The following is a 23,244-nucleotide window of genomic DNA, read 5'->3' as shown; positions in this document are numbered from 1 at the left end:
GACATGCAGGAGCACGATCTTTCCTTCGTCCGCGTCGAAATGGCGCTGGCACAGTCGGCGCCTGCAAGCGAGCGCGGCCTGGGCGCCTGGATACGCAAGAACCTGATTGCGTCGACCGGTGACACGATCCTGACCATCATCGGCATCGTGCTGGTCGCGATGATCCTGCCGCAACTGATCAGCTGGGCCTTCATCAACGCCCAATGGACCGGCGCGGACCGTACCTTTTGCGCCACGGCGGCACAGGGCGGCGTCCAGCCGGACGGCTGGTCCGGCGCCTGTTGGGCCTTCGTCAACGCCAAGTTCGGCCAGTTCATGTTCGGCCGCTATCCGATCGATGAGCGCTGGCGGCCGATCCTGGTCGCCATCCTGTTCGTGGCGCTTCTGGTGCCGCTGCTCATCCCGAAGGTGCCGCGCAAGGGGCTGAACGCCATCTTGTTCTTCGGGGCGCTGCCGATCTTTGCCTTCATCCTGCTGGTTGGTGGCGTGTTCGGCCTGCCGCATGTCGAAACCCCGCTATGGGGAGGGCTGCTGGTGACGCTCACCTTGTCCTTCGTCGGTATTGCCGTGTCGCTGCCGCTCGGCATCGTGCTGGCGCTCGGCCGGCGCTCGAAGATGCCGATCGTCAAGATGCTGTGCGTCATCTTCATCGAGACGGTGCGCGGCATCCCGCTGATCACCGTGCTGTTCATGGCCAGCGTCATGCTGCCGCTGTTCCTGCCGGCCGGCGTCAGCTTCGACAAGTTCCTGCGCGCGCTGATCGGTGTTTCGCTGTTTGCCGCTGCCTATATGGCCGAAGTGGTGCGGGGCGGCCTGCAGGCGATCCCCAAGGGCCAGTATGAGGGTGCGGATTCGCTCGGCCTCGGTTACTGGCAGAAAATGGGCCTGATCGTGCTGCCGCAGGCGCTGAAGCTGGTCATTCCCGGCATCGTCAATACCTTCATTGGCATGTTCAAGGACACCAGCCTGGTTTCGATCATCTCGATGTTCGACCTGCTTGGCGTCGTCAAACAGAATTTTAACGACCCCAACTGGGCAACGCCGCAAACGGCCAGGTCCGGCCTGGTGTTTGCTGCCTTTGTCTTCTGGCTGTTCTGTTTCGGCATGTCGCGCTATTCGATGTTCACGGAACGCCGGCTCGACACCGGCCACAAGCGCTAAGAACAAAAAAGGGAACCTTCCATGACAATAGAAAATGCAGTCAGCGCGGAAGAGATCAAGGTCAATGCCGCCAAGATGCAGGTTTCCACCACCGATGTCGCCATTGACATCATCGCCATGCACAAATGGTACGGCGAATTCCATGTGCTGAAGGACATCAACCTGAAGGTGATGCGCGGCGAGCGCATTGTCATTTGCGGCCCTTCGGGCTCGGGCAAATCGACGATGATCCGCTGCATCAACCGGCTGGAAGAGCACCAGAAGGGCAAGATCATCGTCGACGGCAAGGAATTGACCAACGATCTCAAGAAGATCGACGAGGTGCGCCGCGAGGTCGGCATGGTGTTCCAGCACTTCAACCTGTTCCCGCATTTGACCATCCTGGAAAACTGCACGCTGGCGCCGATCTGGGTGCGCAAGACGCCGAAGAAGCAGGCCGAGGAAATCGCCATGCACTTCCTCACGCGTGTCAAGATTCCGGAACAGGCCAACAAATATCCCGGTCAGCTTTCCGGCGGCCAGCAGCAGCGCGTCGCCATCGCCCGCTCGTTGTGCATGAATCCGCGAATCATGCTGTTCGACGAGCCGACCTCGGCGCTCGATCCCGAAATGATCAAGGAAGTGCTGGAGACGATGGTTGGCCTCGCCGAAGAGGGCATGACCATGCTCTGCGTCACCCACGAGATGGGCTTTGCACGCAAGGTCGCCAACCGGGTGATCTTCATGGACCAGGGCCAGATCGTCGAGCAGAACACGCCAGCCGAGTTCTTCGACAATCCGCGCCACGAGCGCACAAAACTGTTCCTGTCGCAAATCCTGCACTGATTGCTCTCACGCGAATCAAAAGAGCCCGGCCGAAACCCTGCCGGGCTCTTTTGCGTCTGAGCCGTCAGCAGGCGATTGCGCCCCGATTGCGAGCCGTCCCTCATGAAAAAGCCGTCCCTCGTGAAAAAGCTTGGGCGTTTTCTCGCCATTCTGGTGGTGGCAATCGTGCTTGCCGTGGTTCTGGGCACATTCATTTCACGGCCGCTCTTGCCGGCGGCCGCCGCCGATCCCGCCGCCACCAGGCACGTCCTGGTGCTGAAAAATCCGATCCACACAGATATCGCCATCCCGGTCGATGACGACGTGCGTAAGCGCTTCCATTTCCTGGTCGGTGGCGGCATTCCGGCCGACATGGCTGGGGTCCGCTACATCGTCTTCGGCTGGGGAGGCCGCGCCTTCTATCTGGAGACGCCGACCTGGTCGGAACTGAAGGCGGCGCCGGTGATGAAGGCGCTGACATTGGACGCATCGGTGATGCATGTCGATGTCGCCGGCAACATTGTCGAGCCGCACCCCGACGTCGCCGGCTTCGACATCAGCGAGCAGCGTTTTGCAGCGCTGCTCGACTTCATCGCGGCGAGTTTCCAGCAAGGGCCGAACGGTCCGATCCTGATCGAGAATCCCGCTTATTCCAAGTTCGACCGCTTCTACGAAGCCAACGGCCATTTCAATGCGCTGGTTGGCTGCAACACCTGGACAGCGGCGGCTCTGCGTATCGCCGGCCTGCGGACAGGCTGGTGGAATCCGCTGCCGGCCTCACTCGACCTGTCGATGCGGATTTATAATTGATGCTCCGGGTAATCAGCGCCTCATCCCGGCGCGCCCTCTCTGTCCTGCCGGACATCTCCCCCACAAGGAGGCCCAAGGAGGGAGATATTCAGTTTCGGCGCCGCGCTTCATCCTGCAACGTTGGAGATTGGCAAAAGCCGAGGTGACGGCCGATCTCCCCCCAAGTGGGGGAGATGTCCGGCAGGACAGAAGGGGGCGCTGTCCCGCCAACCGGTCGAGCTTTCATTGCCGATCGCCATCCGGCGGCCGCCAGCCATAGAGCCAGTCGAGATCGGCCGCGAGCTTTTCCGGCGAGCGCCACTTCAGGAACAGGTTGCGCGCGACGGCCACCGGCCCCGCTGCATGCCAGGCGAGCCGGTTGACGGCACCGCGGCGGGCGACCTTGGCGACACGCGGCCGCCGCATCTTCTCCCAGGCGGCAAGCGCGCCCCAGGGATCGGCGGGTGAGGCGGCGACAAAGCCGGCAAGGGTTGCGGCATCCTCGATCGCCATCGCCGCCCCCTGCGCCGCGAACGGCGTCATCGCATGCGCCGCATCGCCGATCAGCGCGATGCCGGCGGGCGTCGTCCATGGCTGTGCCTGGTCTACCGTATGGATCGGCCACGCAGCCCACGGGCCGGCATCCTCGGCAAGCCGGGCCAGTGCTGCCGCCGTGCCACGCATGGCGCCGAGGAGGATATTGGGGTCGGCGTGGCCCGACCAGCGCTCGGCGATGATCTCGCCCCTGGTGAAGGCAGCCAGGTTGAACGCCGTGCCGTTGCTGACCGGATAGGCGACGAGGTGGAAGCCGGGATGCAGGAAGGTGGTCACGCAATTGGCGGCGCCGACCGCCGCAAGGGCTTCTCCTGCGACACTGTCTGCACTGATCGTAGCGCGCCAGGCAAGCTCGCCCGAAAACCGGCTTTTGGCCGCAAACCCGCCAAAAGCCCGGATCGCCGACCAGACGCCGTCGGCGCCGATCAGCAGAAAGCCGCCGGCTTCGACTGTCTTGCCGGCAATCTCGACTGTTGCCGTGGCATGGCGCGGTCCTGTGGCGATGCCGCCGACGCGCGCGCCGGTGACGAGACTGATGTCCGGCCGTTCGGCAAGGCGCGCCATCAGTGCATCTTGCAGGTCAGCCCGATGAGCGACGAGATAAGGCGCCTGCCAGCGCCTTTCGGCCGCTTCGCCAAGCGGCACCCGCGCCAGCTCACGTAGCGTGGCGGCGTCCTTGAGCACGACCGCCTCCGGCCGCACCGCCGCCGGCAACAGCCGGTCGAGCACGCCGAGCTGGCGAAGGATGCGCGTCGCGTTGGGTGAGAGCTGGATGCCGGCACCGGCCGCTTCGAGGCCCGGCGCCTGTTCGAACAGCCGCACCAGATAGCCGCGCTCGGAAAACGCCAGTGCCGCGGTCAGTCCGGCGACGCCGGCTCCGGCGATAACGACCTGCCGGGACCGGGTGTCGTCCATCGGATGGTGTGCGCGTCAGGCGGCCTGGTGGATATAGAGGCATCCGGCAGGCTGCGTTTCCGTCGCCTTCAGCTTTGGCGAATAGCGATAAAGCGTCGAGCAATAGGGGCAGACCTTTTCATTGTCGTCGCCCATGTCGAGAAACACATGCGGATGGTCGAAAGGCGGGTTGGCGCCGGTGCACATGAATTCCTTGACGCCGATGTCGATCGCCGCATAACCCGCATCGTTCTGGAAATGGGGAATGGAACCGCCTGCCATCGTCGTCTCCTATATTTGCTGCATGACCCCGGATCATGTGCAAAATCAAAATTCCACCGCGTCCTTTGCGCGTCCAAAGGACGCGCCGCGCTGTACCTGGATTGCATCTGGATCATAAGCAGTCTCTTTGCAAGATCGATGAAATCAAACTGTCGTAAAAGCCTGTCACAGGATAAGCTAAGCCGGTTAAGGCATGGCCCCGAAAACCGAATTCGGTTTTGCTGGGGATCATGCGTAGCTTAAGTGGCGGGAGCGTCCTTTTGCGCGTCCGCAACGACGCGCGACGCTGTGGCCAGCGGGTGCGAAACGAGCAGGAACCATGAACGAACTAAAGCCGGTGCAGAGCGAATTCACCACTGTCGAGGTGGCGAGCCCAGAGGGCGGCAATCCGGACCGCTTCGTCAACCGCGAGTTTTCCTGGCTGCAATTCAACCGCCGCGTCCTCGAAGAATCGCTGAACGCCAACCATCCGCTGCTCGAGCGGGTGCGCTTCCTGTCGATTTCGGCCGCCAATCTCGACGAGTTCTTCATGGTCCGTGTCGCCGGTCTCGCCGGCCAGGTTCGCGAAGGCATCACGCTGAAGAGCGCGGACGGCCGCACCCCTGAACAACAGCTGGAACAATTGCTGCGCGAGGTCGAGCGCCTGCAGGAGGACCAGCAGAACAGCCTATCCGCTCTGATGCTGCTGCTCGACAAGGAAGGCATCGAGAGCATCAGCCGCGATGGGCTGACCAAGGACGAGAAGACCTGGCTCGAGGATCATTTCCAGGAGCAGGTGTTTCCGGTGCTCACACCGCTGTCGATCGACCCGGCGCATCCGTTCCCGTTCATTCCCAATCTCGGCTTCTCGATGGCGCTGCAACTGCGCCACCGCAGGAATGGCGAGGAGATGAGCGCGCTGTTGCGTCTGCCGGTGGCGCTGAAGCGCTTCATCCGCTTGCCTGACCGCAAGCATCATGTCCGCTTCATTCCGCTGGAAGAAGCGGTCGGCCTCTATATCGGCAAGCTGTTCCCCGGCTACGAGGTCAAGGGCTCCGGTACGTTCCGCATCATCCGCGACAGTGACATCGAGGTCGAGGAGGAGTCCGAGGATCTCGTGCGCCTGTTCGAGACGGCGCTGAAACGGCGTCGTCGCGGCTCGGTCATCCGCATCGAATTCGACAAGCTGATGCCGGCCGAACTGCGCGAGTTCGTCGCCGGCGAGCTTGGCGTCTCGTCGAGCCGGATCAGCGTGCTCACCGGTCCGCTGGCGCTCAGCCAGATTTCCGAGATCGTCGCCATCGCCCGCGACGATCTCAAATTCAAGCCTTACAATCCGCGCTTTCCCGAACGCATCCGCGAGCACGGCGGCGACTGTTTCGCCGCCATCCGCGAGAAGGACATCATCGTTCATCACCCCTACGAATCCTTCGACGTGGTAGTGCAGTTCCTGCGCCAGGCGATGGCCGATCCGGAAGTGGTGGCGATCAAGCAGACGCTCTATCGCACCTCGAACGACAGCCCGATCGTGCGCGCTTTGGTCGACGCGGCGGAGGCCGGCAAGTCGGTGACCGCGCTGGTCGAGCTCAAGGCACGTTTCGACGAGGAAGCCAACATCCGCTGGGCGCGCGACCTCGAGCGCGCCGGCGTTCAGGTCGTGTTCGGCTTCCTCGAACTGAAGACCCACGCGAAAATGTCGCTGGTGGTGCGGCGCGAGGACGGCAAGCTGCGCAATTATGTGCATCTCGGCACCGGCAACTACCATCCGGTCACCGCGCGCATCTACACCGACTTGTCCTTCTTCACCACCGCTCCGACAATCGCCCGCGATGTCGCCCAGCTGTTCAATTTTATCACCGGCTACGCCGAGCCGACCGAGGAGATGCGGCTGGCCACCTCGCCGTTCACGCTGCGCAAGCGCATCCTCAAGCACATTTCGGACGAGATTGGCCATGCGCTGGAGGGCAGGCCGGCCCGCATCTGGATGAAGATGAATTCGCTGGTCGACCCGATCATCATCGACGCGCTCTATGACGCCAGCCGCGCCGGCGTCGAGATCGATCTCGTCGTGCGCGGCATCTGCTGCCTGAGGCCCCAAGTGCCGGGCCTGTCGGAAAACATAAGGGTCAAGTCGATCGTCGGCCGCTTCCTCGAACACAGCCGAATCTATTGTTTCGGCAACGGCCATGGACTGCCGTCGGACGGGGCGATCGTCTACATCTCATCGGCCGATTTGATGCCGCGCAATCTCGACCGCCGCGTCGAAACCATGGTTCCGATCACCAATCCAACGGTGCATGAACAAGTCCTCGGCCAGATCATGCTGGGCAACATCATGGACAACCAGCAAAGTTTCGACGTATTGGCTGACGGAACCTCCCGGCGCGCCACGCTCGAGGAGGGCGAGGAACCGTTCAACGCGCAGGAATATTTCATGACCAATCCGAGCCTCTCCGGACGCGGCGATGCGCTGAAATCGCATGCGCCCAAGCGCATCGCGCAGTTCAAGCGCCGCAAGAAAAACGCCGCAGCGACCGGCTGATGATTTCAACGTCCCAGGGCCGGCTTCAGGACCGCCGACCGCTGTCCATCATCGACATCGGGTCGAACTCGATCCGGCTTGTCGTCTATGAGGGGCTGGCGCGCTCGCCGACCACACTGTTCAACGAAAAGATGCTGGCCGGCCTCGGTCGCGGCATCGTCTCGACCGGAAAGCTCGATCCCGAGGCGGTGACCCGTTCGATGGAGGAGTTTCGGCGTTTCCGCGCGCTGTCCGAGCAGGCCGGCGCCGAGCATATGTACGTGCTGGCGACCGCCGCCGCCCGCGAGGCGGTCAACGGCCCCGATTTCATCCACCGCGCCGAAGATGTGCTCAAGACCGAGGTCCAGGTGCTGAGCGGGCGCCAGGAAGCCCACTATTCAGCGCTTGGCGTCATTTCCGGCTTCCACCCGGCCAACGGCATCGCCGGCGACCTCGGCGGCGGCAGCCTTGAACTGGTCGACGTCGATGGCGAGGCAATCGGCGACGGCATCACGCTGCCGCTGGGCGGCCTGCGCCTGCAGGACATGGCCAAGAACTCACTGGCCCAAGCGGCAAAGATAGCGCGCGACGAACTCGCGAAGGCAAAGCTGCTGAAAGGCGGGCAGGGCAGGCCGTTCTATGCCGTCGGCGGCACCTGGCGAAACCTCGCTCGGCTGTACATGGAAATGACCAGCTATCCGCTGAGCGTCATGCACCATTACGAGATCGGCATCGACAGCGCTGCGAACTTCCTCAAGCAAGTCGCCAAGGGCGAGATCGAGAAGATAAGGGGTATCGAAGGCGTCTCGAAGAACCGCCGCTCGCTGCTGCCTTATGGCGCCATCGTGCTGCAGGAGATCATGGCGGCGATGCAGCCGTCCAGGATCATCGTCTCGGCACTTGGCGTGCGCGAGGGCTTTCTCTATTCGCTGCTCGATAAAGCCGAGCAGAAGGCGGATCCGCTGATCTCGGCCTCGGAAGAACTCGCCCGGCTGCGTTCGCGCTCGGTCACCCACGCGCATGAGCTTGTCGAGTGGACGGGCAAGACCTTCGCCGCCTTCGGCATCGAAGAGACGGTCGACGAGGCGCGCTACCGCCAGGCCGCCTGCCTGCTTGCCGACATCGGCTGGCGCGCGCATCCCGAATACCGGGGCAAGCAATCGCTCAACATCATTGCCCACGCCTCCTTCATCGGTGTCGACCATCCCGGCCGCGCCTTCCTGGCGCTGGCCAACGCCTACCGTCATGAGGGCATCTTCAACGAATCGATTGCGCCGGAAATCAAGGCGCTGGCGACGCCGCGCTATATCGAGCGCGCCCGTGTGCTGGCCGCGGTGATGCGCGTCGTCTACCTGCTGACGGCGGCAATGCCTGGGGTCATGCCGCGGCTGAAATGGGAGAGGCGCGGCAATGGCGTGCTGGCGCTGGTGCTGCCGGCGTCGCTGGCCGATCTTTACGGCGAGCGGCCGGCCGGACGACTGGCGCAACTGGCGAGGGTCACCAATCGCCGGCTGGTGCTGGCGGTCGAGGGCGGCCCCACTATGCCAGCCAAGTAATCTGGGTCAGTCAAGTATTCGGCTCAATCCGGCAGCTTGTGTCGGTCAAGTCGTTTCAGCGCCGATCCGAAGCATCCGTCCGTCGATCGAGTAGGCGCCGGCGCCTGCCATTGCCAGCGCCAGAAAACCGCCCGATAGCGCGATGTCCTTCATCAGCATCTGCGAATGCATGAAGGTCAGCGTCGGATCGTCGCCGCCCTGGCCATAGTGGCCGATGAAGCCTGCCGCGATGCAGAAAGCGGCAAGCAGGAGCGCCACGATCGGCGTCTTGAGGCCGACGAGGATGAGCAGTCCGGCGATCATTTCGAACAGGCCCGTCGCCCAGGCTGCGAGTGTCGGCAGCGGCAGGCCAAGGCCGGAAAAATACCCCGATGTGCCGGCAATGTCGGTAAGCGCGTGAAAGCCGGACGGAACGAATAGAGCGGCGAGCAGCAGCCGCGAAAGCAGAAGCAGCGCATTGCGGGGCATTGGTCACCTCCGACGTCGGCGGCGGTTGGCTTCACCCCGACACCTCATCCTAGCAGAAAGTCCGGCCGGCTGATCGACGGGCATAAACCGACAACGAAAAAGGGACGCGGAAAATTCCGCGCCCCTTGCTGCAAGTGGTTCCTGGACTGCTTCAGCCGCGCTTGGCGTCGACCGAATAGGCGCCGGCGCCCGAGGAAGCCAGTACGAGGAAGCCGCCGGCAATCGCCAGGTTCTTCATGAAGCTGATCATCTGCATCTGATCGGCCCAGCCGGTGTGGGCGACCAATCCCGTGGCGACGGTGAAGATTGCCAGCACCCAGGCGGTGATCCGGGTCTGAAAGCCAATGAGGATGGCGAGGCCGCCGAGCAGCTCGAGCAGACCGACGACAATCGCCGTCACGGTCGGCATCGGCAGACCCATGCTGTCGAAGTAACCGGCGGTGCCGGCGATCGCAGTGAGCTTGCCGAAACCGGAAAGCACGAAGATGACCGAAAGCAGGATACGGCCGAGCAGGATGGTGCCTGAGGCGTTGGAAGCGGCGTTCGAAACGGTGCCGGAACCGGCAACGGACGTGTTGGTGGACATGATGGGCTCTCTCCGGGAGGGGTTGTGGTGCCCATCCACATAGAGCAGGGCGACTGTTCACCAAAGATGCAGATTTGGTTACAGATTGTTCACCGCAGTAAAGCGATCAGCGCAAGATCATCCCGGATGCGTCATCTCCTCCGGCCGAACCAGGCGGTCGTAGTCGGCTTCGCTGACCAGCCCGGTGGCAAGCGCTTCCTCACGCAAGGTTGTGCCGTTCTTGTGAGCGGTCTTGGCGATCTTGGCGGCGTTGTCGTAGCCGATGGTCGGCGCCAGTGCTGTCACCAGCATCAGCGAACGGTCGAGGGCGGCCTTGATATTGTCTTCCCGCGCCTCGATGCCGACGACGCAATTGTCGGTGAACGAGATGGAGGCGTCGGCGAGCAGTTGCACCGACTGCAGGAAATTGTAGGCCATCAGCGGGTTGTAGACGTTGAGTTCGAAATGGCCCTGGCTGCCGGCGAAGGTCACGGCCGCATTGTTGCCGAACACCTGGATGCAGACCTGGGTCATCGCCTCGCACTGGGTGGGATTGACCTTGCCCGGCATGATCGACGAACCCGGCTCGTTTTCCGGCAGCGACAGTTCACCAAGGCCGGAGCGCGGGCCGGAGCCGAGCAGACGAATGTCGTTGGCAATCTTGAACAGGGCGCCGGCGCAGGCGTTGATGGCGCCATGCGAGAACACCATGGAATCATGCGCCGCCAGCGCCTCGAACTTGTTTGGCGCGGTGATGAAGGCGATGCCGGTGATCGCGGCGATGCGATCCGCCACTCTCTCGGCAAAGCCGACCGGCGCGTTGAGGCCGGTGCCGACGGCCGTGCCGCCTTGCGCCAATTCCTGCAGGCCGGGCAGCGTCATCTCGATGCGTTTGATCGAGGAGGCGACCTGCGCGGCATAGCCTGAGAATTCCTGGCCAAGGGTGAGGGGCGTCGCGTCCTGCGTGTGGGTGCGGCCGATCTTGACGATGTGGGCGAATGCTTTGGTCTTGGCCTCCAGCGCGGCGTGCAAATGCCCGAGCGCCGGCAACAAATCGTGCACGATGCGCTCGGCGCAGGCGATGTGCATGGCCGTCGGATAGGTATCGTTCGACGACTGGCTCATATTGACGTGGTCGTTGGGATGCACCGGTTTCTTCGACCCCATGACACCGCCCAGCAGTTCGATCGCCCGGTTGGAGATCACCTCGTTGGCGTTCATGTTGGATTGCGTGCCCGAGCCGGTCTGCCAGACGACCAGCGGGAAATGATCGTTCAGCTTGCCGTCGATGACTTCCTGAGAGGCTTCGATGATCGCGTTGCCGATGGCCGGGTCGAGCCGCTTCAGCTCCATATTTGTTTCGGCCGCCGCCTGCTTGACGATGCCGAGCGCGCGAACGATCGACGCCGGCTGCTTTTCCCAGCCGATTTTGAAATTGCCCAGCGAACGCTGCGCCTGCGCGCCCCAGTAACGATCGGCGGCGACCTCGATGGGGCCGAACGTGTCGGTTTCGGTTCTGGTCTCTGGCGCGCTCACATGTCTCTCCGGTCTGTCGAACCCGGCACCGGCGTATCGCGTTGCACAAATGGCTTCAAGCGGAGATTGCGGGCGACAAGGATGCAAATCGGTTGAAGGAGCGCCTCTCACCGCCCAAGCAGCGACTGTGAGGTTGGAGATAGGCGCAAGGTCTCGGTCGATCTAGCCAGACATGACTGGGCATCCCGCTCGAATGCCTGCCACTCCGGGGAACTGGCAAGGACTGCCTCGTGGCGGGCATGGGCGTCCGCGCTGTCGAAGGCGGCGACGCTGATGAAGACATTTTCGCCTGATCGTACCGGCAGGCGGGGAAAGCAGTTTTCGGCATGTTCGGAGACAAACGCAGGAAGTGGCCGCGCGCCATGTGCCGCCAACACGGCAATCGCGTCGGTTTTGAAGCGGCTGGCGAAGTCGGCTTCGGCGCCGTGCCGCAGATGATGAATCTTGATGACAACAATATCCGACAAGCGATTGTCTCCGCTTGGTTTTTCGTAACCAGCCAAGGCTGCTCGTTGCGATCCCGACAGATCGAAGCCGGCGCCGGGCGATGCCGGTTTCAGCAACAGCACGTCGTCGGAGGAGATCATCGTGGCGTTGGCGGCGTCGCGCCAGGCGGCCCAGACGGGGCCCTCATAGAACGCGGTCAGTGCATTTTTCCGCGCTTCCATACCCTCGAAGCCGCGCAGCCAGATGAACATGTCAGGCCGGTCGAGATCGCGAAACTGACCGATGATGGTCATGTCAGCCGCTTCCTGACCCTCGATGAGGTGACCGTCGAAGATGCCGATCAGCGTGTCGCGCCGGCCAGGTTTCAGCGTGTATTGCCTGAGCTCGACGACCGGCGAGGCGTTGAGGCCGGATTTGGACCGGGCATTCAGGGGCAGGCTCATCGCGCAATCTCCAAAACAGGGCGTTCATCCTGTTTTATAAACAGACCGGTTGTCCTGTTTTGTCAATCTGCTATCGTTGAAAAATGTCAGCAGAGATGACCGCTCGCCCAAAGGCGCAGCCCGGCAAACGCACCAACGACCCGGAAGGCCTGCGCAAACGCGTGCTCGATGTCGCCGAAGCCTCGTTTCAGGCGCGTGGCTACCATGCCTCCAGCCTCGGCGACCTGATGGCCGCGGCAGGCGTCACCGGCGGCGCGCTGCATCATCACTTTCCGACCAAGAAGGCGCTGGCGCTGGCGGTGATCGAGGAGCGGGTCGCCGCGGCCGTCGAAGCAACATGGATCGCGCCGGTGCAGGCGGCAGGCTCGACGCGCGAGGGCGTGCGCAACGTGTTCGAGGCAGTGGCCGCGGAACTGGAGGAACAGGGTTTCGTGCGCGGCTGCCCGCTCAACAACCTGGCGCATGAATTGTCGCTTGCCGATCCGGATTTCCGCACCGCCCTTGCCGGCATTTTTTCGGCGTGGCGCCAGGCGATCGCCGACAAGGTCAGGGCCGACCAGCAAGCGGGCAGGGAGCAGGACACCGATCCGCAGCGCTTCGCGGCACTCGCGGTCGCCTCCTATTCCGGCGCCATGTCGATGGCCAAGACAATGCAGGATTCTGCTGTGCTGCGCGATTGCCTGAACGCGCTGGAGCAGGGAGTTTCCTCAGCAAGAGCGAAGCGACGTCGCAGGGTGCTGCGGCAGTACAAAGCCTTTTGATGCCGGAGCGCCAGTCGGCTCTCTGCCCTGCCGGGACTTAATTCGGCAGCGGTTTGATGGTCTCATAGCCAACCACGCTTTCGGCGTTGGTGCCCTCGTCATAGCGCCTAGCCAGAACCGCCTGCAGGTCGGGAGCGTAGAGCGCGGTGAATTCATCCTGGGTCTTGCCGGCCTCGTTCTTGATCGTCTGCCTGACCGCCAGCACGTTGTATTTGCAGTCGCCCAGGCTGAACGTCTCCTTGCCTTTTACGTTGATCTCGAGCGTCTCGGTGTCCTTCGGCTGTTTGTTTGCAGCGAGGCGGACGAAAACGGTCGTGCTTTTCGCCCCGGCCTTGAGCGGAAACAGCTTTCTGACATCCGAAAACGGGATCATCGCAAGCTGACCGGTCTCACTGTCGCGAAACACCTCGATCAGACCGCCGAACAGAAACTGCGTCTGCGGCGATTGGGATTGGTATTCGTTGGTGACCGACACCATTCCACCCGCCGCCGGTCGAAACTCGCTGTGGATACCGGGCCTTTCGAGAATGAATCCGGCCTTGGCGGCTTTGGCGTCGATGCACTCGGCACCATGAGCGCCGCTCGCCAGGATGGTAAGTGCCGTCGCGATGGATATAGTCTTCATAGCGTTTGCCCGCGCAAGTTGAGTCCTGACCTGAAAGCAATGCCAGACCTGCGGCAGCGTGTCGACATACCGTTCGCGGCAACTGGACGAAGAGGCGCCGGCTGTGCTGAATTTCACGCCATGAATCGCATCTCGGCAGGGTCACTCTCCCGGCGCCGCTTCCTGACGCAGGGAGCAGGGTTGGCCGCGGCCGGCGTCCTTGCGCGACCGGCGCTCGGACAGACCGGACAGCGCATTGCGCCTGTCGACGCCACCTTCCTGTTCGTCGCCGATGTCCATGCCTGCCGTATGGCCAGCGGGCTGAGCCCCAATTGCCAGCAGGAAGGCAAGACCGATGCCGCCTTGCTGCGCAGCGTCGCCGCGTTGAACGCCATTGGCGAGAAGCACTGGCCGGCCGAAATCAACGGCATCGCCACCAGCCTGCGCTCAGCCGGCAGCCGCATCGGCACACCGCTCGGCCTCGTCGTCGGCGGCGACATGACCGATGACGGCGGCGGCCAGGTCATCCAGCCCAGCGAAGGCACGCAGCTGCTCCAGTTCAGCCAGCGTTTCCAGCAGGGCGTCGGCCCCGATCGCGTGCATGTGCCGGTCCATGTCGGCCTCGGCAACCACGATCTCGACCAGAACGGCCCGCCAAATCACGTCGACTGGTACCGCCGTGAAATGCGCGACTATGTCGAGGTCAACCATCGCGCCGGCGTGTTCTTCAAGCCGCCGGTGCCGGTGACCAGTTACGATATCGACACCGACTGCTACTCGTGGGACTGGGGCGGCCTGCATCTCGTCCAGACGCACCGTTTCGCCGGCGACACCGGCCATGGCGCGGTCTCCGGCCTGCCATGGCTGAAGCAGGATCTGGCGACCTATGCAGCGGACGGCCGCCCCGTCATCCTGTTCCAGCACTATGGTTGGGATGTTTTCTCGATCGAACGGTGGGATGCCGCCAAAGGAACCTTCGACGATGAAGGCACTGGTGCGCCGCACTGGTGGAGCGAAGCGGACCGGCAGGCGCTGCTGGCGGCGGTGAGGGGCTACAACGTCATTGGCATCTTTCATGGCCACCAGCACGAGACAGCGATGATCTATCGCGGCGATGGGCTCGACCTGTTCAAGCCGAAGGCCGCTTATATGGGCGGCTTCGCGCTGGCGCGGGTGAGCGGCGACAGCATGGACGTGGCGCTTGGTGAAGCCGTTGGCGACCATGGCGAGGTCGCCTTCACCAACGCTTTCTCAAAGCGCCTGAACTTCTAACGCCAACGGGAGCAGGCAGCAGATCGCGTAACCGCTTCCTCATCGCAATTGAAACAGCAGCGCAGGGTTCAGATCACCTTCCTGAGCTTGTGCTTGATGTCGCCATAGGCCTTCTGCATTTTGCCGGCGATCTTGTCGGCCACGCCTTCAGCCTGGACGTGCCTGTTGCCGGTGGCCTTGCCGGCGGCTTTCTTCAGCGAGCCCTTGAGCTGCTTGGCTAGGCCCGCAATCTGATTCTTATTCACCATGGCCGCATCTCCCGGAATCAATCTGTCGTTTGGGAAAACGGGCGGCTGGGTTTTCGGTTCTGGAACCCTGCCTCGCCGGTCAATCAACAGGCCGCGGCCTTTGGCCCTGACCGCCATGGCGATCGCTACTCGGCATAAAAGAACGCCCCTCGCGCGTTTTATTGCACGGGAGGCGTCCTTTGTGTCAGCCTTTCCTGAGATTGCTCTCATGAACTGCTGGCGATATTTAAAATGCATGGATGCCAAGATGGTTCCCGGCATGGCGCGATTTTTTTTACATTTTTAACAGCTGGCGCTGGGCCCGTTTTCGGCGTCAGATCCGCCATCGAATTGCCTGCGCAGCCAGCGTGCCGCCATCGTCCCGCCGACGACGAAGCAGACGGCGAAAGCAAAAAATTGACACGGCGCCAAAAGAAGTGTAAAAGCAATTCGTCGATATTTGTTTGACCGACTTTTGTTATCCGCGTGTCCAGGCGCGCCTTTGACGAACTTCCCCCATCAAAATCGAAACAAACGCTGTTGTGCATTCGCATGACGGCGAACGAATATTTGCCACGGAAAGGGTTCGTTATGAGCACAGGCACAGTTAAATGGTTCAATGCCACCAAGGGTTTCGGTTTTATTCAGCCTGACGACGGCTCGGCCGACGTTTTTGTCCACATCTCGGCCGTAGAGCGCGCCGGAATGCGCGACATCGTCGAGGGCCAGAAGCTTGGCTACGAGATGGTCCGCGACAACAAGTCGGGCAAGATGTCCGCCGATCAGTTGAAGGCGGCCTAAAACGGAATTCAGCCTCGCCGGTGACCACGGATGTACTGGCACCGGTGAACGGCTAATTCCAGCGGATGACCCCGGAAACATCAGTTTCCAAAAAGGATCATGCGCAGATGAGAAAGTATCAGTGCGTTCAGCTGGACGCGCGACGCTTCAGCAGGAGGTCAGGCAATGCCTGGCCTTTTGCTTTTGGAGCGCTTCAAAAGTTCGAAAAGAGCACCGCGCGTTCGCTTGAACGTGTTAAGGGTGCTCCAGCAATTTGAATCCGACTGCCGTATTGCTTTGTGCGTGGTCCTGGTCGAAAGACCGGTCTCGCTCGGCATTACGCTCCGAACCGGGAGAAAGACCTTGACCGCCACTTCAAAGAAATCCCGCGACCACGCCGAATCCATCTTCAGCAAGACCCAGACCCAGTCCATGTCGCTCAACCGCATTATTTCCGAGCAGGATGCTGCCAGCCAGGCCCGGGAAGCCAAGACCGCGCGGCTGCGCGAACTGCGCCTGGAAAAGGAAGCTGACGAGCTGGCTGCAGCCGCCTCGCTCGCTGCCTCGCCGAAGCGCGCAGGCAAACGCTGATGGCCACCAAACGCGTCCCGCAAGAGGCGATCGCCGCCGATTCGACCATCGCCGATGTCGTGGGAGCCCTCGACAAGCCGGTCGAGTATGTCCGGCGCGTGCTCGAAAAGCTCGAGCGCTGCAAGCGCGCCCATGGCGATGCCCAGGTCAGGCTCGGCGTGCGTGGCCGCTCCGAATGCCCGAACTATCTGATCGAGTATGTCCGTGAAAATGCCAAGACCCATGAGCGCGTCACCCATCAGGATGCCGCCTACAGCGGCAGCACGCATCGCGAACTGGCGCCCCGGCACATCGAGGAGGCCAGGAACTGGTCGCCCGAGGAAATGAACATCACGGCGGTCTCGGCGCTGATCGGCCGGCTTCGCAACCCGAATGCACCATCATCGCGTTTCTCCGACGAGGATTGATATGGCCATAAAATTTTCCGCCAAGGATCAGCCGGCAGCAGCCGCTGCCACCGCAAAGCTGGCCAAGCCGGCCGCCGCGCCGAAAGCCGATGTTGCCGCCGAGGCAGCGACCGACCTGTTCAAGTCGCCGGCGGACGTGGCGTCGCGCAAGACCAGGAAGAAAAAATAGCGCCCTTGCCGCGAAGCGCCGACCAGAATCCCGTTGCCTCAGGGCTGCTCGCCCTGGCGAGCGCCGGGGACTTTTCATCACTGGAGGAGCGCGCCGCGCCTCTCTTCGACTGCCAGAGCTGTGGCGCCTGCTGTTCCTATTCACCCGAATGGCCGCGCTTCTCGACCGAAGATGACGCGCAGCTCGACCGGATCCCGCAGAAATATGTGGCTGCCGACGAAGCCGGCATGCGCTGTGACGGCGTGCGCTGCTCGGCACTTTCCGGCGAGGTCGGCAAGTCGACCATTTGCGGCATCTACGAGGTCAGACCGGACGTCTGCCGCGCCTGCATGCCCGGTGGCGATGACTGCCTGATGGCGCGCAAGGCACATGGCCTGCCGGCGCTGTGATAACGGGCCCCGATAGGTCTCAGTTTGAATTTCCACCTCGGGGTTGGAAGCGGCCATTCCTTGTCGCTCGGCTGTGGAATGCCAGCGCTCTGCGGCCAGCAGGCCATCGGATGCGTCGAGTAGAGACGGGCGGCTCAGTCGTTCCTCACTGAGTCAGCGTGTTTTTGTAGATCAGGCCGTCCTTCATGATGATTTTGAAGTTGTTGGCAGGATCGGCCACCAGGTCGAGGTTCTCCAGCGGATTGCCTTCGACGAGCAGGAGGTCGGCGAGCGCACCCTCTTCGATCACGCCGAGCTTTCCCGGATAGGGATTGCGAAGCCCCGACAGCGAGAGCAGCTCGGCATTGGTCCCGGTCGCCATGACGAGCGCTTCGGCAGGCGTGTACCAACGCACAAGCGACGCCAGGATTGCTCCCTGCTGCTTCGCCAGCGCGCGGGAGAACAGGACATCGGTGCCCCATGCCGTCTTGATCTTGTATTTCTTCGCGAATTCGTAGGTCCTGCCGATGCCCGGCCACACCTCATCGGCCTTGGCTCGCTCGACCGAACCCTCTCGGAGGCCTGTCCTCATCAGTTCGGGAAGCGGCTGCAAGCTCAGCCAAACGTCCTTTTCGGCGATCAGCTTGGCGGTTGCCTCGTCCATGAGGAAGCCGTGTTCGATGCACTTGACGCCAGCCGCGACGGCCTTCCGGATCGCATCCGAGGTGAAGGCGTGCGCGGCGACGTAGGTGCCCCAATTCTCGGCAATTTCAACGGCGGCCCGCAGTTCGGGCTCGGTGAAGGTGGTGACGTCGAGCGGGCTGTGGGGCGACGACACTCCACCGCCCGCTGTCAGCTTCAGCAGCGCGGCCCCCTGCATGAATTGCTCGCGGGCGCGCAAACGCACCTCGTCGGGGCTGTCCACGACTATGCTGCCGCCGTTCCTCTCCATGGGGGTGAACAAGCCGCCGATCGTCCGAGGCAAGTCGCTAAGCTGGCGGAAATCCCCATGCCCGCTGGTCACGGTGATCATGGCTCCGGACGGATAGATGCGCGGACCCGCGATGATGCCTTGATCTATCGCGCGCTTGAGGCCGAACGCCGGCCCGCCCACGTCGCGAACGGTGGTGAAGCCGCGCATCAGCGTATCCGTCGCCTCGTCGCCGGCCGCAAGATTGGCGAAGCCGATGTCGCCCATCGCCTCTGCCGGGGTGGATGCAATCAGCATTGCGTGCCAATGCGCATCGATCAGCCCCGGCATCAGCGTTCGCCCGTTGCCGGCGATGCGCTGCGCGCCCTCGGCCGCGATGGGACTTGTCGAAATCCGCGCGATCAGGTTGCCCTGCACCAGCACACTCGACGGAGCCGAAAGTGCGGCGCCCTTCCCGTCGAAGATACGGACGTTTTCGAAAAGCACGTCATCGGCGCTCGCGCTGGCGCAAAGTCCAAGCAGGAGAGCCGCCGCAAGCATTTGTCTGCCAGAGCGAAGCATCGTGAAAACCGGGCGCGCAACAAAGAACAACACAGCGGCGCAGGACAGGGCATGCGCCGCAACCTTGCCTTTCGTCAGCTCCTGCGATCCAAAGGATTTGTGACACATGACGATTATCCCGCTTCAGGAGAGGTGGTCACGGCGCAAGGACAAGTTTGTAGCTTACACGGCATCGGGTCAAGAAGTGTTCCGGACTGGCACCGGACTGGCCTCGTTCGCAGTGAAGGTGGTATCCAAAGTCAGGCCAATGCGATGACGGCAGGGCCAACAGTGCAAGGTTTGCCTTAGGAAACGAGCTGACGATTCTGACGAAACGTCGCCTACGGGAGTTGGTTTTAAAATCCCGCCGAGGGATACCGCCTTGGGTCGTGACCCGAAATTCGAAATGAGGCACTAACGGTCCTCGGGCTGGCTTGTGCCCGCGCGTTTCGCTGGCTACCTTGCCGGCGGCAGGTCACCGGAGGACGCATCGTGAGCATCGAATTCTTGTTGACGTCGCTGATCGTCGTGGCTTCGCCCGGCACCGGCGTTCTCTATACGCTGAGCGCCGGACTTTCGCGTGGCGCGCGCGCCAGCATCATCGCGGCTGTTGGTTGCACGCTCGGCATCATTCCGCACATGGCGGCCGCCATCACCGGTCTGGCGGCGCTGCTGCACACCAGCGCGCTCGCCTTCGAGACGCTGAAATACCTGGGCGTCGCCTATCTGCTCTACATGGCGTGGAACACGCTGAAGGAGAGCGGCAGCTTGAACGTCGGGCAGGATGTCGCGCCGCGCACGACCGGCAAGGTGATCACCTCAGGCATCCTCATCAACATCCTCAACCCGAAGCTGTCGATTTTCTTCTTCGCCTTCCTGCCGCAGTTCGTCAGCACCGCCGAACCGCATGCGCTGTCAAAGATGCTGGAGCTCAGCTCCGTCTTCATGCTTTTGACCTTCATCGTCTTTGTCGGCTACGGCATCTTCGCCGCCTCGATCCGCAGCCATGTCGTGTCGCGGCCGATGGTGCTCACCTGGATGCGCCGCACCTTCGCCGGCGCCTTCGTCGCGCTCGGCGCAAAACTGGCGCTGACCGAGCGGTAGAGCCGCCGGTGCTATCCCTTTACATATCCCATCGCTTCGACGATCAGCCCGTCCGCAACGCGCATCAGATTGACGCCACGGATGGAGTTGCCTTCGGCGGGCCAGTAGCGCCAACGGATTGTCGCCCGCTCACCGGCGACGAACGTTTCTTCAACGTCGAAGCGGGTGCCGGGTTCGCTGGCGATCGCCGACCACAGCCGCACGCATGCCTCACGGCCGGCATGGCGGGCGCCATCCGGCGCCGGCACGGTGTTTTCGATGACGCAGTCCTCGGCCACCAGCTCGGCGAGCGCCGACGGATCATGAAGCTGGAACACGTCGTTGAAGCGCCGGATGATATCGGCCGTCTGTCTGGATTGGTCGTCGGGATGGACGACAATGATGCTATCCCGTTTCATCTCGGTACCTCCTGATTTCATTTTTCCGCAGCGGCGGCCGTGACGAGGTCGGCCTTGAGCCTGATATCCGCCACGCCCGCCAAAGCCCGGGAGACGAGGCATGTTGCTTTCGCCGATTGGGCAAGGCGCTGGAATTCCTCGGGCGCCAGGCCCGGGATTTCGGCTTCCGTTTCGAGGTCGATGCGGGTGAGCGTCGGTCCGGCCGTGCTCGTGCCGAGATGCACCTTGGCGACGGTGTGAATCCCTACGGGGACATGGCCGCCGTTGCCCAGTATGGCGCTCAACGCCATTGAAAAGCAGCCGGCATGTGCCGCCGCAATCAATTCCTCGGGATTGGTGCCGGGACCGTTTTCGAAGCGCGACGGGAAGGAATAGGCGCCTTCGAAGACGCCGCTGCCGAGCCGCAGACGGCCCGAGCCTTCTTTCAACGAACCCTGCCATTGGGCCTCTGCTTCACGGATGGTCATTTTGTCGTTCTCCTCTTCGATGAAAAGCCGAATATATAGACTGATCTACATACTATATAGACCGATTGTCATATTTGGCGCAAGCCTATAAAGCTCACTCCTGACAGAGGTTGACATGGCGAACGACACCCGCATCCGCATGATCGAGGCGACGGCGCTGCTGCTGAGGCAGCGCGGCTATCACGGCACCTCGCTCAACGACATCTTGAGCGCCTCCGGTGCGCCGAGAGGATCGCTCTACTTTCATTTTCCGGGCGGCAAGGACCAATTGGTCATCGAGGTGACGCGCGACAGCGTGGACAAGGTGTCTCGATGGCTTGCCGAAGAGCTGACCGCCGAAATGGATCCGGCGGTGGCTGTCCACCACATCTACCAGTCGGTCGCACGCATGCTGGAGGACAACCAGTTCACGCTTGGCTGTCCGATCGCACCCGTGGTGCTGGACTCGCCGGCCGACGTGCCGGAGTTGGCCGAACTGTGCCGGTCGGCTTTTGAGCAATGGGTAGGCCTGCTGCAGGCGGCCTTCGTCAGGGCAGGGGTGCCTGAGCGCCGCGCCCGCGCCCTGGCGCTGCTTGTCGAATCGTCGCTGGAAGGGCTGATGGTGATCGCGCGCGCCAGCCGCGACCGCGCCCCGGTGCTGGCGGTGGCAGATGAAGTTGCTGCGCTGATTGAAGGTGCCTTGCCTGCCAAAGGGGAGCTGACACGGCGCATTGACGCCGCCTTCTGAGCCGGGCAGCCCGCTAAATAAAGCAAACAAAAAGGGCGCCTTTCGGCGCCCTTTCCGTGAATGCGAGGCAATGTTGGATTAGAAATCCATGCCGCCACTCAAGCCCGCTTGCGGGCTTGAGCAACTTAGATTCATGGGCGTGCTTATGGACTTCTTAGAAACCCATGCCGCCACTCAAGCCCGCTTGCGGGCTTGAGCAACTTAGATTCATGGGCGTGCTTATGGACTTCTTAGAAGTCCATGCCGCCCATGCCGCCCATGCCGCCCCCGCCCATGCCGCCTGGCATGCCGCCGCCAGCCGACTCCTTCTTCGGAGCCTCCGCGATCATGGCTTCGGTGGTGACCAGCAGGCCGGCGACCGAGGCCGCGTCCTGAAGAGCTGTGCGCACGACCTTGACCGGATCGACGATACCCATGGCGATCATGTCGCCATATTCGCCGGTCTGGGCGTTGAAGCCGAAGGTCGGGCCCGTGTTCTCGAGAATCTTGCCGGCAACGATCGATGCTTCCGCACCGGCGTTGGCCGCGATCTGGCGGGCCGGAGCCTGCAGCGCGCGACGCACGATGCTGATGCCAGCGGTCTGGTCGGAGTTGGCGCCGCTGACGGTGATGGCCAGCGAAGCGCGCAGGAGTGCGACGCCGCCGCCGGGAACGATGCCTTCTTCGACGGCCGCGCGGGTCGCGTTGAGGGCGTCGTCGACGCGGTCCTTCTTTTCCTTGACTTCGATCTCGGTCGCACCGCCGACGCGGATGACGGCAACGCCGCCCGCCAGCTTGGCGAGACGTTCCTGCAGCTTCTCCTTGTCATAGTCCGAGGTGGTCTCCTCGATCTGCTGCTTGATCTGGGCGACGCGGCCCTGGATCTCGGCCTTCTTGCCGGCGCCGTCGACGATGGTGGTGTTCTCCTTGGAGATCGACACCTTCTTGGCGCGGCCGAGCATGTTGAGGCCGACATTTTCGAGCTTGATGCCGAGGTCTTCGGAAATGACCTGTCCACCGGTGAGGATGGCGATGTCTTCCAGCATGGCCTTGCGGCGATCACCGAAGCCCGGCGCCTTGACGGCGGCGATCTTCAGGCCGCCACGCAGCTTGTTGACGACCAGCGTGGCCAGGGCCTCGCCTTCGACGTCTTCCGAGATGATGACCAGCGGCTTCGAGGTCTGCACGACAGCCTCGAGGATCGGCAGCATGGCCTGCAGATTGGAGAGCTTCTTCTCGTGGAGAAGGATGTAGGCGTCTTCCAGATCCGCAACCATCTTGTCGGCGTTGGTGACGAAGTAGGGCGAGAGATAGCCGCGGTCGAACTGCATGCCTTCGACGACTTCGAGTTCGGTCTCGGCGGTCTTGGCTTCCTCGACCGTGATGACGCCCTCATTGCCGACCTTCTGCATCGCTTCGGCGATCATCGAGCCGACCGAAGCATCGCCATTGCCGGCGATGGTGCCGACCTGGGCAACCTCTTCCGAGGTCTTGATCTTCTTGGCGTTCTTGATCAGCGTCGAGACGACGTCGCTGACCGCGAGGTCGATGCCGCGCTTCAGGTCCATCGGGTTCATGCCGGCGGCAACCGCCTTGTGGCCTTCCTGGACGATCGACTGCGCCAGAACGGTCGCGGTCGTGGTGCCGTCGCCGGCGATGTCGTTGGTCTTCGAAGCAACTTCGCGGACCATCTGCGCGCCCATGTTCTCGAACTTGTCCTCAAGCTCGATTTCCTTGGCGACGGTGACGCCGTCCTTGGTGATGCGCGGGGCGCCGAACGACTTGTCGATGACCACGTTGCGGCCCTTGGGGCCGAGCGTGACCTTCACTGCGTCGGCGAGGATGTTGACGCCGCGCAGCATGCGCTCACGGGCATCGCGAGAAAATTTTACGTCTTTGGCAGCCATTTTTAGCTCCTG

General features: G+C 62.6%; 26 protein-coding genes. 14 read left to right on the top strand and 12 right to left on the bottom strand.

Annotated elements, in window-relative coordinates:
• Window positions 1-3: 3 nt before the first annotated feature.
• From AC0L2M_RS18175 to AC0L2M_RS18165, 3 genes are all read left to right on the top strand, one after another.
• Window positions 4-1,161, top strand: coding sequence for an amino acid ABC transporter permease (locus tag AC0L2M_RS18175; RefSeq protein WP_027155356.1), 1,158 nt, complete (start codon window positions 4-6; stop codon window positions 1,159-1,161).
• A gap of 21 nt (window positions 1,162-1,182) precedes the next feature.
• Window positions 1,183-1,986 carry an amino acid ABC transporter ATP-binding protein gene (locus AC0L2M_RS18170; protein ID WP_023800620.1) on the top strand — a complete coding sequence of 268 codons (804 nt, stop codon included), beginning with the start codon at window positions 1,183-1,185 and terminating at the stop codon, window positions 1,984-1,986.
• A gap of 102 nt (window positions 1,987-2,088) precedes the next feature.
• Complete coding sequence (locus AC0L2M_RS18165; RefSeq protein WP_473535510.1) at window positions 2,089-2,775, top strand: TIGR02117 family protein; 687 nt, start codon at window positions 2,089-2,091, stop codon at window positions 2,773-2,775.
• Window positions 2,776-2,997: 222 nt separating this feature from the next.
• Here AC0L2M_RS18165 and AC0L2M_RS18160 read toward each other — a convergent pair whose 3' ends face one another.
• Both AC0L2M_RS18160 and AC0L2M_RS18155 read right to left on the bottom strand, forming a co-directional pair.
• Window positions 2,998-4,224: an FAD-dependent monooxygenase gene (locus tag AC0L2M_RS18160; RefSeq protein WP_473535509.1), complete on the bottom strand. Its 1,227-nt coding sequence runs from the start codon at window positions 4,222-4,224 to the stop codon at window positions 2,998-3,000.
• A gap of 15 nt (window positions 4,225-4,239) precedes the next feature.
• A complete protein-coding gene (locus tag AC0L2M_RS18155) occupies window positions 4,240-4,485 on the bottom strand; it encodes a zinc-finger domain-containing protein (protein ID WP_091590655.1) in 246 nt (81 codons plus the stop codon).
• A 319-nt stretch (window positions 4,486-4,804) separates the two neighbouring features.
• Here AC0L2M_RS18155 and AC0L2M_RS18150 point away from each other — a divergent pair, with 319 nt between their 5' ends.
• Both AC0L2M_RS18150 and ppx read left to right on the top strand, forming a co-directional pair.
• Window positions 4,805-7,006, top strand: coding sequence for an RNA degradosome polyphosphate kinase (locus tag AC0L2M_RS18150; protein ID WP_287341764.1), 2,202 nt, complete (start codon window positions 4,805-4,807; stop codon window positions 7,004-7,006).
• Window positions 7,006-8,541 carry an exopolyphosphatase gene (gene ppx, locus AC0L2M_RS18145; RefSeq protein WP_473535508.1) on the top strand — a complete coding sequence of 512 codons (1,536 nt, stop codon included), beginning with the start codon at window positions 7,006-7,008 and terminating at the stop codon, window positions 8,539-8,541. Before AC0L2M_RS18150 ends, ppx begins: the two co-directional genes overlap by 1 nt.
• 45 nt (window positions 8,542-8,586) lie before the next feature.
• On the opposite strand, the gene AC0L2M_RS18140 is transcribed toward ppx, so the two are convergent.
• From AC0L2M_RS18140 to AC0L2M_RS18125, 4 genes are all read right to left on the bottom strand, one after another.
• Complete coding sequence (locus AC0L2M_RS18140) at window positions 8,587-9,009, bottom strand: DoxX family protein (protein WP_128169204.1); 423 nt, start codon at window positions 9,007-9,009, stop codon at window positions 8,587-8,589.
• A gap of 151 nt (window positions 9,010-9,160) precedes the next feature.
• Window positions 9,161-9,595, bottom strand: coding sequence for a DoxX family protein (locus AC0L2M_RS18135; protein WP_287395108.1), 435 nt, complete (start codon window positions 9,593-9,595; stop codon window positions 9,161-9,163).
• Window positions 9,596-9,712: 117 nt separating this feature from the next.
• Window positions 9,713-11,110, bottom strand: a complete 1,398-nt coding sequence (gene fumC / locus AC0L2M_RS18130) for a class II fumarate hydratase (protein ID WP_128169203.1) — start codon at window positions 11,108-11,110, stop codon at window positions 9,713-9,715.
• A 107-nt stretch (window positions 11,111-11,217) separates the two neighbouring features.
• Window positions 11,218-12,000 carry an NIPSNAP family protein gene (locus tag AC0L2M_RS18125; RefSeq protein WP_473535507.1) on the bottom strand — a complete coding sequence of 261 codons (783 nt, stop codon included), beginning with the start codon at window positions 11,998-12,000 and terminating at the stop codon, window positions 11,218-11,220.
• A 95-nt stretch (window positions 12,001-12,095) separates the two neighbouring features.
• Here AC0L2M_RS18125 and AC0L2M_RS18120 point away from each other — a divergent pair, with 95 nt between their 5' ends.
• Window positions 12,096-12,761 carry a TetR/AcrR family transcriptional regulator gene (locus AC0L2M_RS18120; RefSeq protein ID WP_473535506.1) on the top strand — a complete coding sequence of 222 codons (666 nt, stop codon included), beginning with the start codon at window positions 12,096-12,098 and terminating at the stop codon, window positions 12,759-12,761.
• A gap of 37 nt (window positions 12,762-12,798) precedes the next feature.
• Here AC0L2M_RS18120 and AC0L2M_RS18115 read toward each other — a convergent pair whose 3' ends face one another.
• On the bottom strand, window positions 12,799-13,386 hold the full coding sequence (locus AC0L2M_RS18115) for a hypothetical protein (protein WP_473535505.1): 588 nt from the start codon (window positions 13,384-13,386) through the stop codon (window positions 12,799-12,801).
• A gap of 120 nt (window positions 13,387-13,506) precedes the next feature.
• Between AC0L2M_RS18115 and AC0L2M_RS18110 the strand changes: the two genes are divergently transcribed.
• Entirely contained in the window at window positions 13,507-14,637 is a 1,131-nt protein-coding gene (locus AC0L2M_RS18110) for a metallophosphoesterase (RefSeq protein ID WP_473535504.1), read from the top strand.
• A 68-nt stretch (window positions 14,638-14,705) separates the two neighbouring features.
• Here AC0L2M_RS18110 and AC0L2M_RS18105 read toward each other — a convergent pair whose 3' ends face one another.
• Window positions 14,706-14,885: a CsbD family protein gene (locus AC0L2M_RS18105; RefSeq protein WP_473535546.1), complete on the bottom strand. Its 180-nt coding sequence runs from the start codon at window positions 14,883-14,885 to the stop codon at window positions 14,706-14,708.
• A gap of 570 nt (window positions 14,886-15,455) precedes the next feature.
• Here AC0L2M_RS18105 and AC0L2M_RS18100 point away from each other — a divergent pair.
• The 5 genes from AC0L2M_RS18100 to AC0L2M_RS18080 all read left to right on the top strand — a co-directional run bounded on the left by AC0L2M_RS18100 (window position 15,456) and on the right by AC0L2M_RS18080 (window position 17,200).
• On the top strand, window positions 15,456-15,665 hold the full coding sequence (locus AC0L2M_RS18100) for a cold-shock protein (RefSeq protein ID WP_010915421.1): 210 nt from the start codon (window positions 15,456-15,458) through the stop codon (window positions 15,663-15,665).
• A gap of 342 nt (window positions 15,666-16,007) precedes the next feature.
• On the top strand, window positions 16,008-16,235 hold the full coding sequence (locus tag AC0L2M_RS18095) for a hypothetical protein (protein ID WP_287074331.1): 228 nt from the start codon (window positions 16,008-16,010) through the stop codon (window positions 16,233-16,235).
• The gene (locus tag AC0L2M_RS18090; RefSeq protein ID WP_027155370.1) at window positions 16,235-16,642 is read left to right on the top strand and encodes a hypothetical protein; all 408 of its coding nucleotides are present in this window, start codon (window positions 16,235-16,237) and stop codon (window positions 16,640-16,642) included. The genes AC0L2M_RS18095 and AC0L2M_RS18090 overlap by 1 nt, the downstream gene beginning before the upstream one ends.
• Window position 16,643: 1 nt before the next feature.
• Window positions 16,644-16,811, top strand: a complete 168-nt coding sequence (locus AC0L2M_RS18085) for a hypothetical protein (protein ID WP_287120983.1) — start codon at window positions 16,644-16,646, stop codon at window positions 16,809-16,811.
• Between the two features lie 5 nt (window positions 16,812-16,816).
• Entirely contained in the window at window positions 16,817-17,200 is a 384-nt protein-coding gene (locus tag AC0L2M_RS18080; protein ID WP_473535503.1) for a YkgJ family cysteine cluster protein, read from the top strand.
• 145 nt (window positions 17,201-17,345) lie between these two features.
• Here AC0L2M_RS18080 and AC0L2M_RS18075 read toward each other — a convergent pair whose 3' ends face one another.
• Complete coding sequence (locus AC0L2M_RS18075) at window positions 17,346-18,650, bottom strand: metal-dependent hydrolase family protein (RefSeq protein WP_287074329.1); 1,305 nt, start codon at window positions 18,648-18,650, stop codon at window positions 17,346-17,348.
• 492 nt (window positions 18,651-19,142) lie between these two features.
• On the opposite strand from AC0L2M_RS18075, the gene AC0L2M_RS18070 reads away from it, so the two are divergent.
• Window positions 19,143-19,754, top strand: coding sequence for a LysE family translocator (locus AC0L2M_RS18070; protein ID WP_128169194.1), 612 nt, complete (start codon window positions 19,143-19,145; stop codon window positions 19,752-19,754).
• Between the two features lie 11 nt (window positions 19,755-19,765).
• Here the strand turns inward: AC0L2M_RS18070 and AC0L2M_RS18065 are convergent, their stop codons facing one another.
• Together AC0L2M_RS18065 and AC0L2M_RS18060 are read right to left on the bottom strand one after the other, a co-directional pair.
• Window positions 19,766-20,152, bottom strand: a complete 387-nt coding sequence (locus AC0L2M_RS18065; RefSeq protein ID WP_128169193.1) for a nuclear transport factor 2 family protein — start codon at window positions 20,150-20,152, stop codon at window positions 19,766-19,768.
• A 17-nt stretch (window positions 20,153-20,169) separates the two neighbouring features.
• A complete protein-coding gene (locus AC0L2M_RS18060; protein WP_023800599.1) occupies window positions 20,170-20,619 on the bottom strand; it encodes an OsmC family protein in 450 nt (149 codons plus the stop codon).
• A gap of 115 nt (window positions 20,620-20,734) precedes the next feature.
• Between AC0L2M_RS18060 and AC0L2M_RS18055 the strand changes: the two genes are divergently transcribed.
• Window positions 20,735-21,346: a TetR/AcrR family transcriptional regulator gene (locus AC0L2M_RS18055; protein ID WP_128169192.1), complete on the top strand. Its 612-nt coding sequence runs from the start codon at window positions 20,735-20,737 to the stop codon at window positions 21,344-21,346.
• A 230-nt stretch (window positions 21,347-21,576) separates the two neighbouring features.
• Here AC0L2M_RS18055 and groL read toward each other — a convergent pair whose 3' ends face one another.
• Entirely contained in the window at window positions 21,577-23,232 is a 1,656-nt protein-coding gene (groL, locus tag AC0L2M_RS18050; RefSeq protein ID WP_473535502.1) for a chaperonin GroEL, read from the bottom strand.
• Window positions 23,233-23,244 lie beyond the last annotated feature (12 nt).

It is taken from the genome of Mesorhizobium sp. WSM4806 (assembly GCF_055811635.1).
The sequence above is the reverse complement of the archived record's forward strand: the minus strand, read 5'-3'. Positions and strand labels throughout refer to the sequence as shown.

Coding starts and splice junctions, on each gene's coding strand:
- AC0L2M_RS18175 (WP_027155356.1), top strand. CDS start 4: ATGCAGGAGCACGATCTTTCCTTCGTCCGCGTCGAAATGGCGCTGGCA.
- AC0L2M_RS18065 (WP_128169193.1), bottom strand. CDS start 20,152: ATGAAACGGGATAGCATCATTGTCGTCCATCCCGACGACCAATCCAGA.
- AC0L2M_RS18115 (WP_473535505.1), bottom strand. CDS start 13,386: ATGAAGACTATATCCATCGCGACGGCACTTACCATCCTGGCGAGCGGC.
- AC0L2M_RS18075 (WP_287074329.1), bottom strand. CDS start 18,650: ATGCTTGCGGCGGCTCTCCTGCTTGGACTTTGCGCCAGCGCGAGCGCC.
- AC0L2M_RS18090 (WP_027155370.1), top strand. CDS start 16,235: ATGGCCACCAAACGCGTCCCGCAAGAGGCGATCGCCGCCGATTCGACC.
- AC0L2M_RS18165 (WP_473535510.1), top strand. CDS start 2,089: ATGAAAAAGCCGTCCCTCGTGAAAAAGCTTGGGCGTTTTCTCGCCATT.
- AC0L2M_RS18170 (WP_023800620.1), top strand. CDS start 1,183: ATGACAATAGAAAATGCAGTCAGCGCGGAAGAGATCAAGGTCAATGCC.
- AC0L2M_RS18125 (WP_473535507.1), bottom strand. CDS start 12,000: ATGAGCCTGCCCCTGAATGCCCGGTCCAAATCCGGCCTCAACGCCTCG.
- AC0L2M_RS18135 (WP_287395108.1), bottom strand. CDS start 9,595: ATGTCCACCAACACGTCCGTTGCCGGTTCCGGCACCGTTTCGAACGCC.
- AC0L2M_RS18105 (WP_473535546.1), bottom strand. CDS start 14,885: ATGGTGAATAAGAATCAGATTGCGGGCCTAGCCAAGCAGCTCAAGGGC.
- AC0L2M_RS18085 (WP_287120983.1), top strand. CDS start 16,644: ATGGCCATAAAATTTTCCGCCAAGGATCAGCCGGCAGCAGCCGCTGCC.
- AC0L2M_RS18100 (WP_010915421.1), top strand. CDS start 15,456: ATGAGCACAGGCACAGTTAAATGGTTCAATGCCACCAAGGGTTTCGGT.
- AC0L2M_RS18155 (WP_091590655.1), bottom strand. CDS start 4,485: ATGGCAGGCGGTTCCATTCCCCATTTCCAGAACGATGCGGGTTATGCG.
- AC0L2M_RS18060 (WP_023800599.1), bottom strand. CDS start 20,619: ATGACCATCCGTGAAGCAGAGGCCCAATGGCAGGGTTCGTTGAAAGAA.
- AC0L2M_RS18120 (WP_473535506.1), top strand. CDS start 12,096: ATGACCGCTCGCCCAAAGGCGCAGCCCGGCAAACGCACCAACGACCCG.
- AC0L2M_RS18150 (WP_287341764.1), top strand. CDS start 4,805: ATGAACGAACTAAAGCCGGTGCAGAGCGAATTCACCACTGTCGAGGTG.
- AC0L2M_RS18110 (WP_473535504.1), top strand. CDS start 13,507: ATGAATCGCATCTCGGCAGGGTCACTCTCCCGGCGCCGCTTCCTGACG.
- groL (WP_473535502.1), bottom strand. CDS start 23,232: ATGGCTGCCAAAGACGTAAAATTTTCTCGCGATGCCCGTGAGCGCATG.
- AC0L2M_RS18055 (WP_128169192.1), top strand. CDS start 20,735: ATGGCGAACGACACCCGCATCCGCATGATCGAGGCGACGGCGCTGCTG.
- AC0L2M_RS18140 (WP_128169204.1), bottom strand. CDS start 9,009: ATGCCCCGCAATGCGCTGCTTCTGCTTTCGCGGCTGCTGCTCGCCGCT.
- ppx (WP_473535508.1), top strand. CDS start 7,006: ATGATTTCAACGTCCCAGGGCCGGCTTCAGGACCGCCGACCGCTGTCC.
- AC0L2M_RS18160 (WP_473535509.1), bottom strand. CDS start 4,224: ATGGACGACACCCGGTCCCGGCAGGTCGTTATCGCCGGAGCCGGCGTC.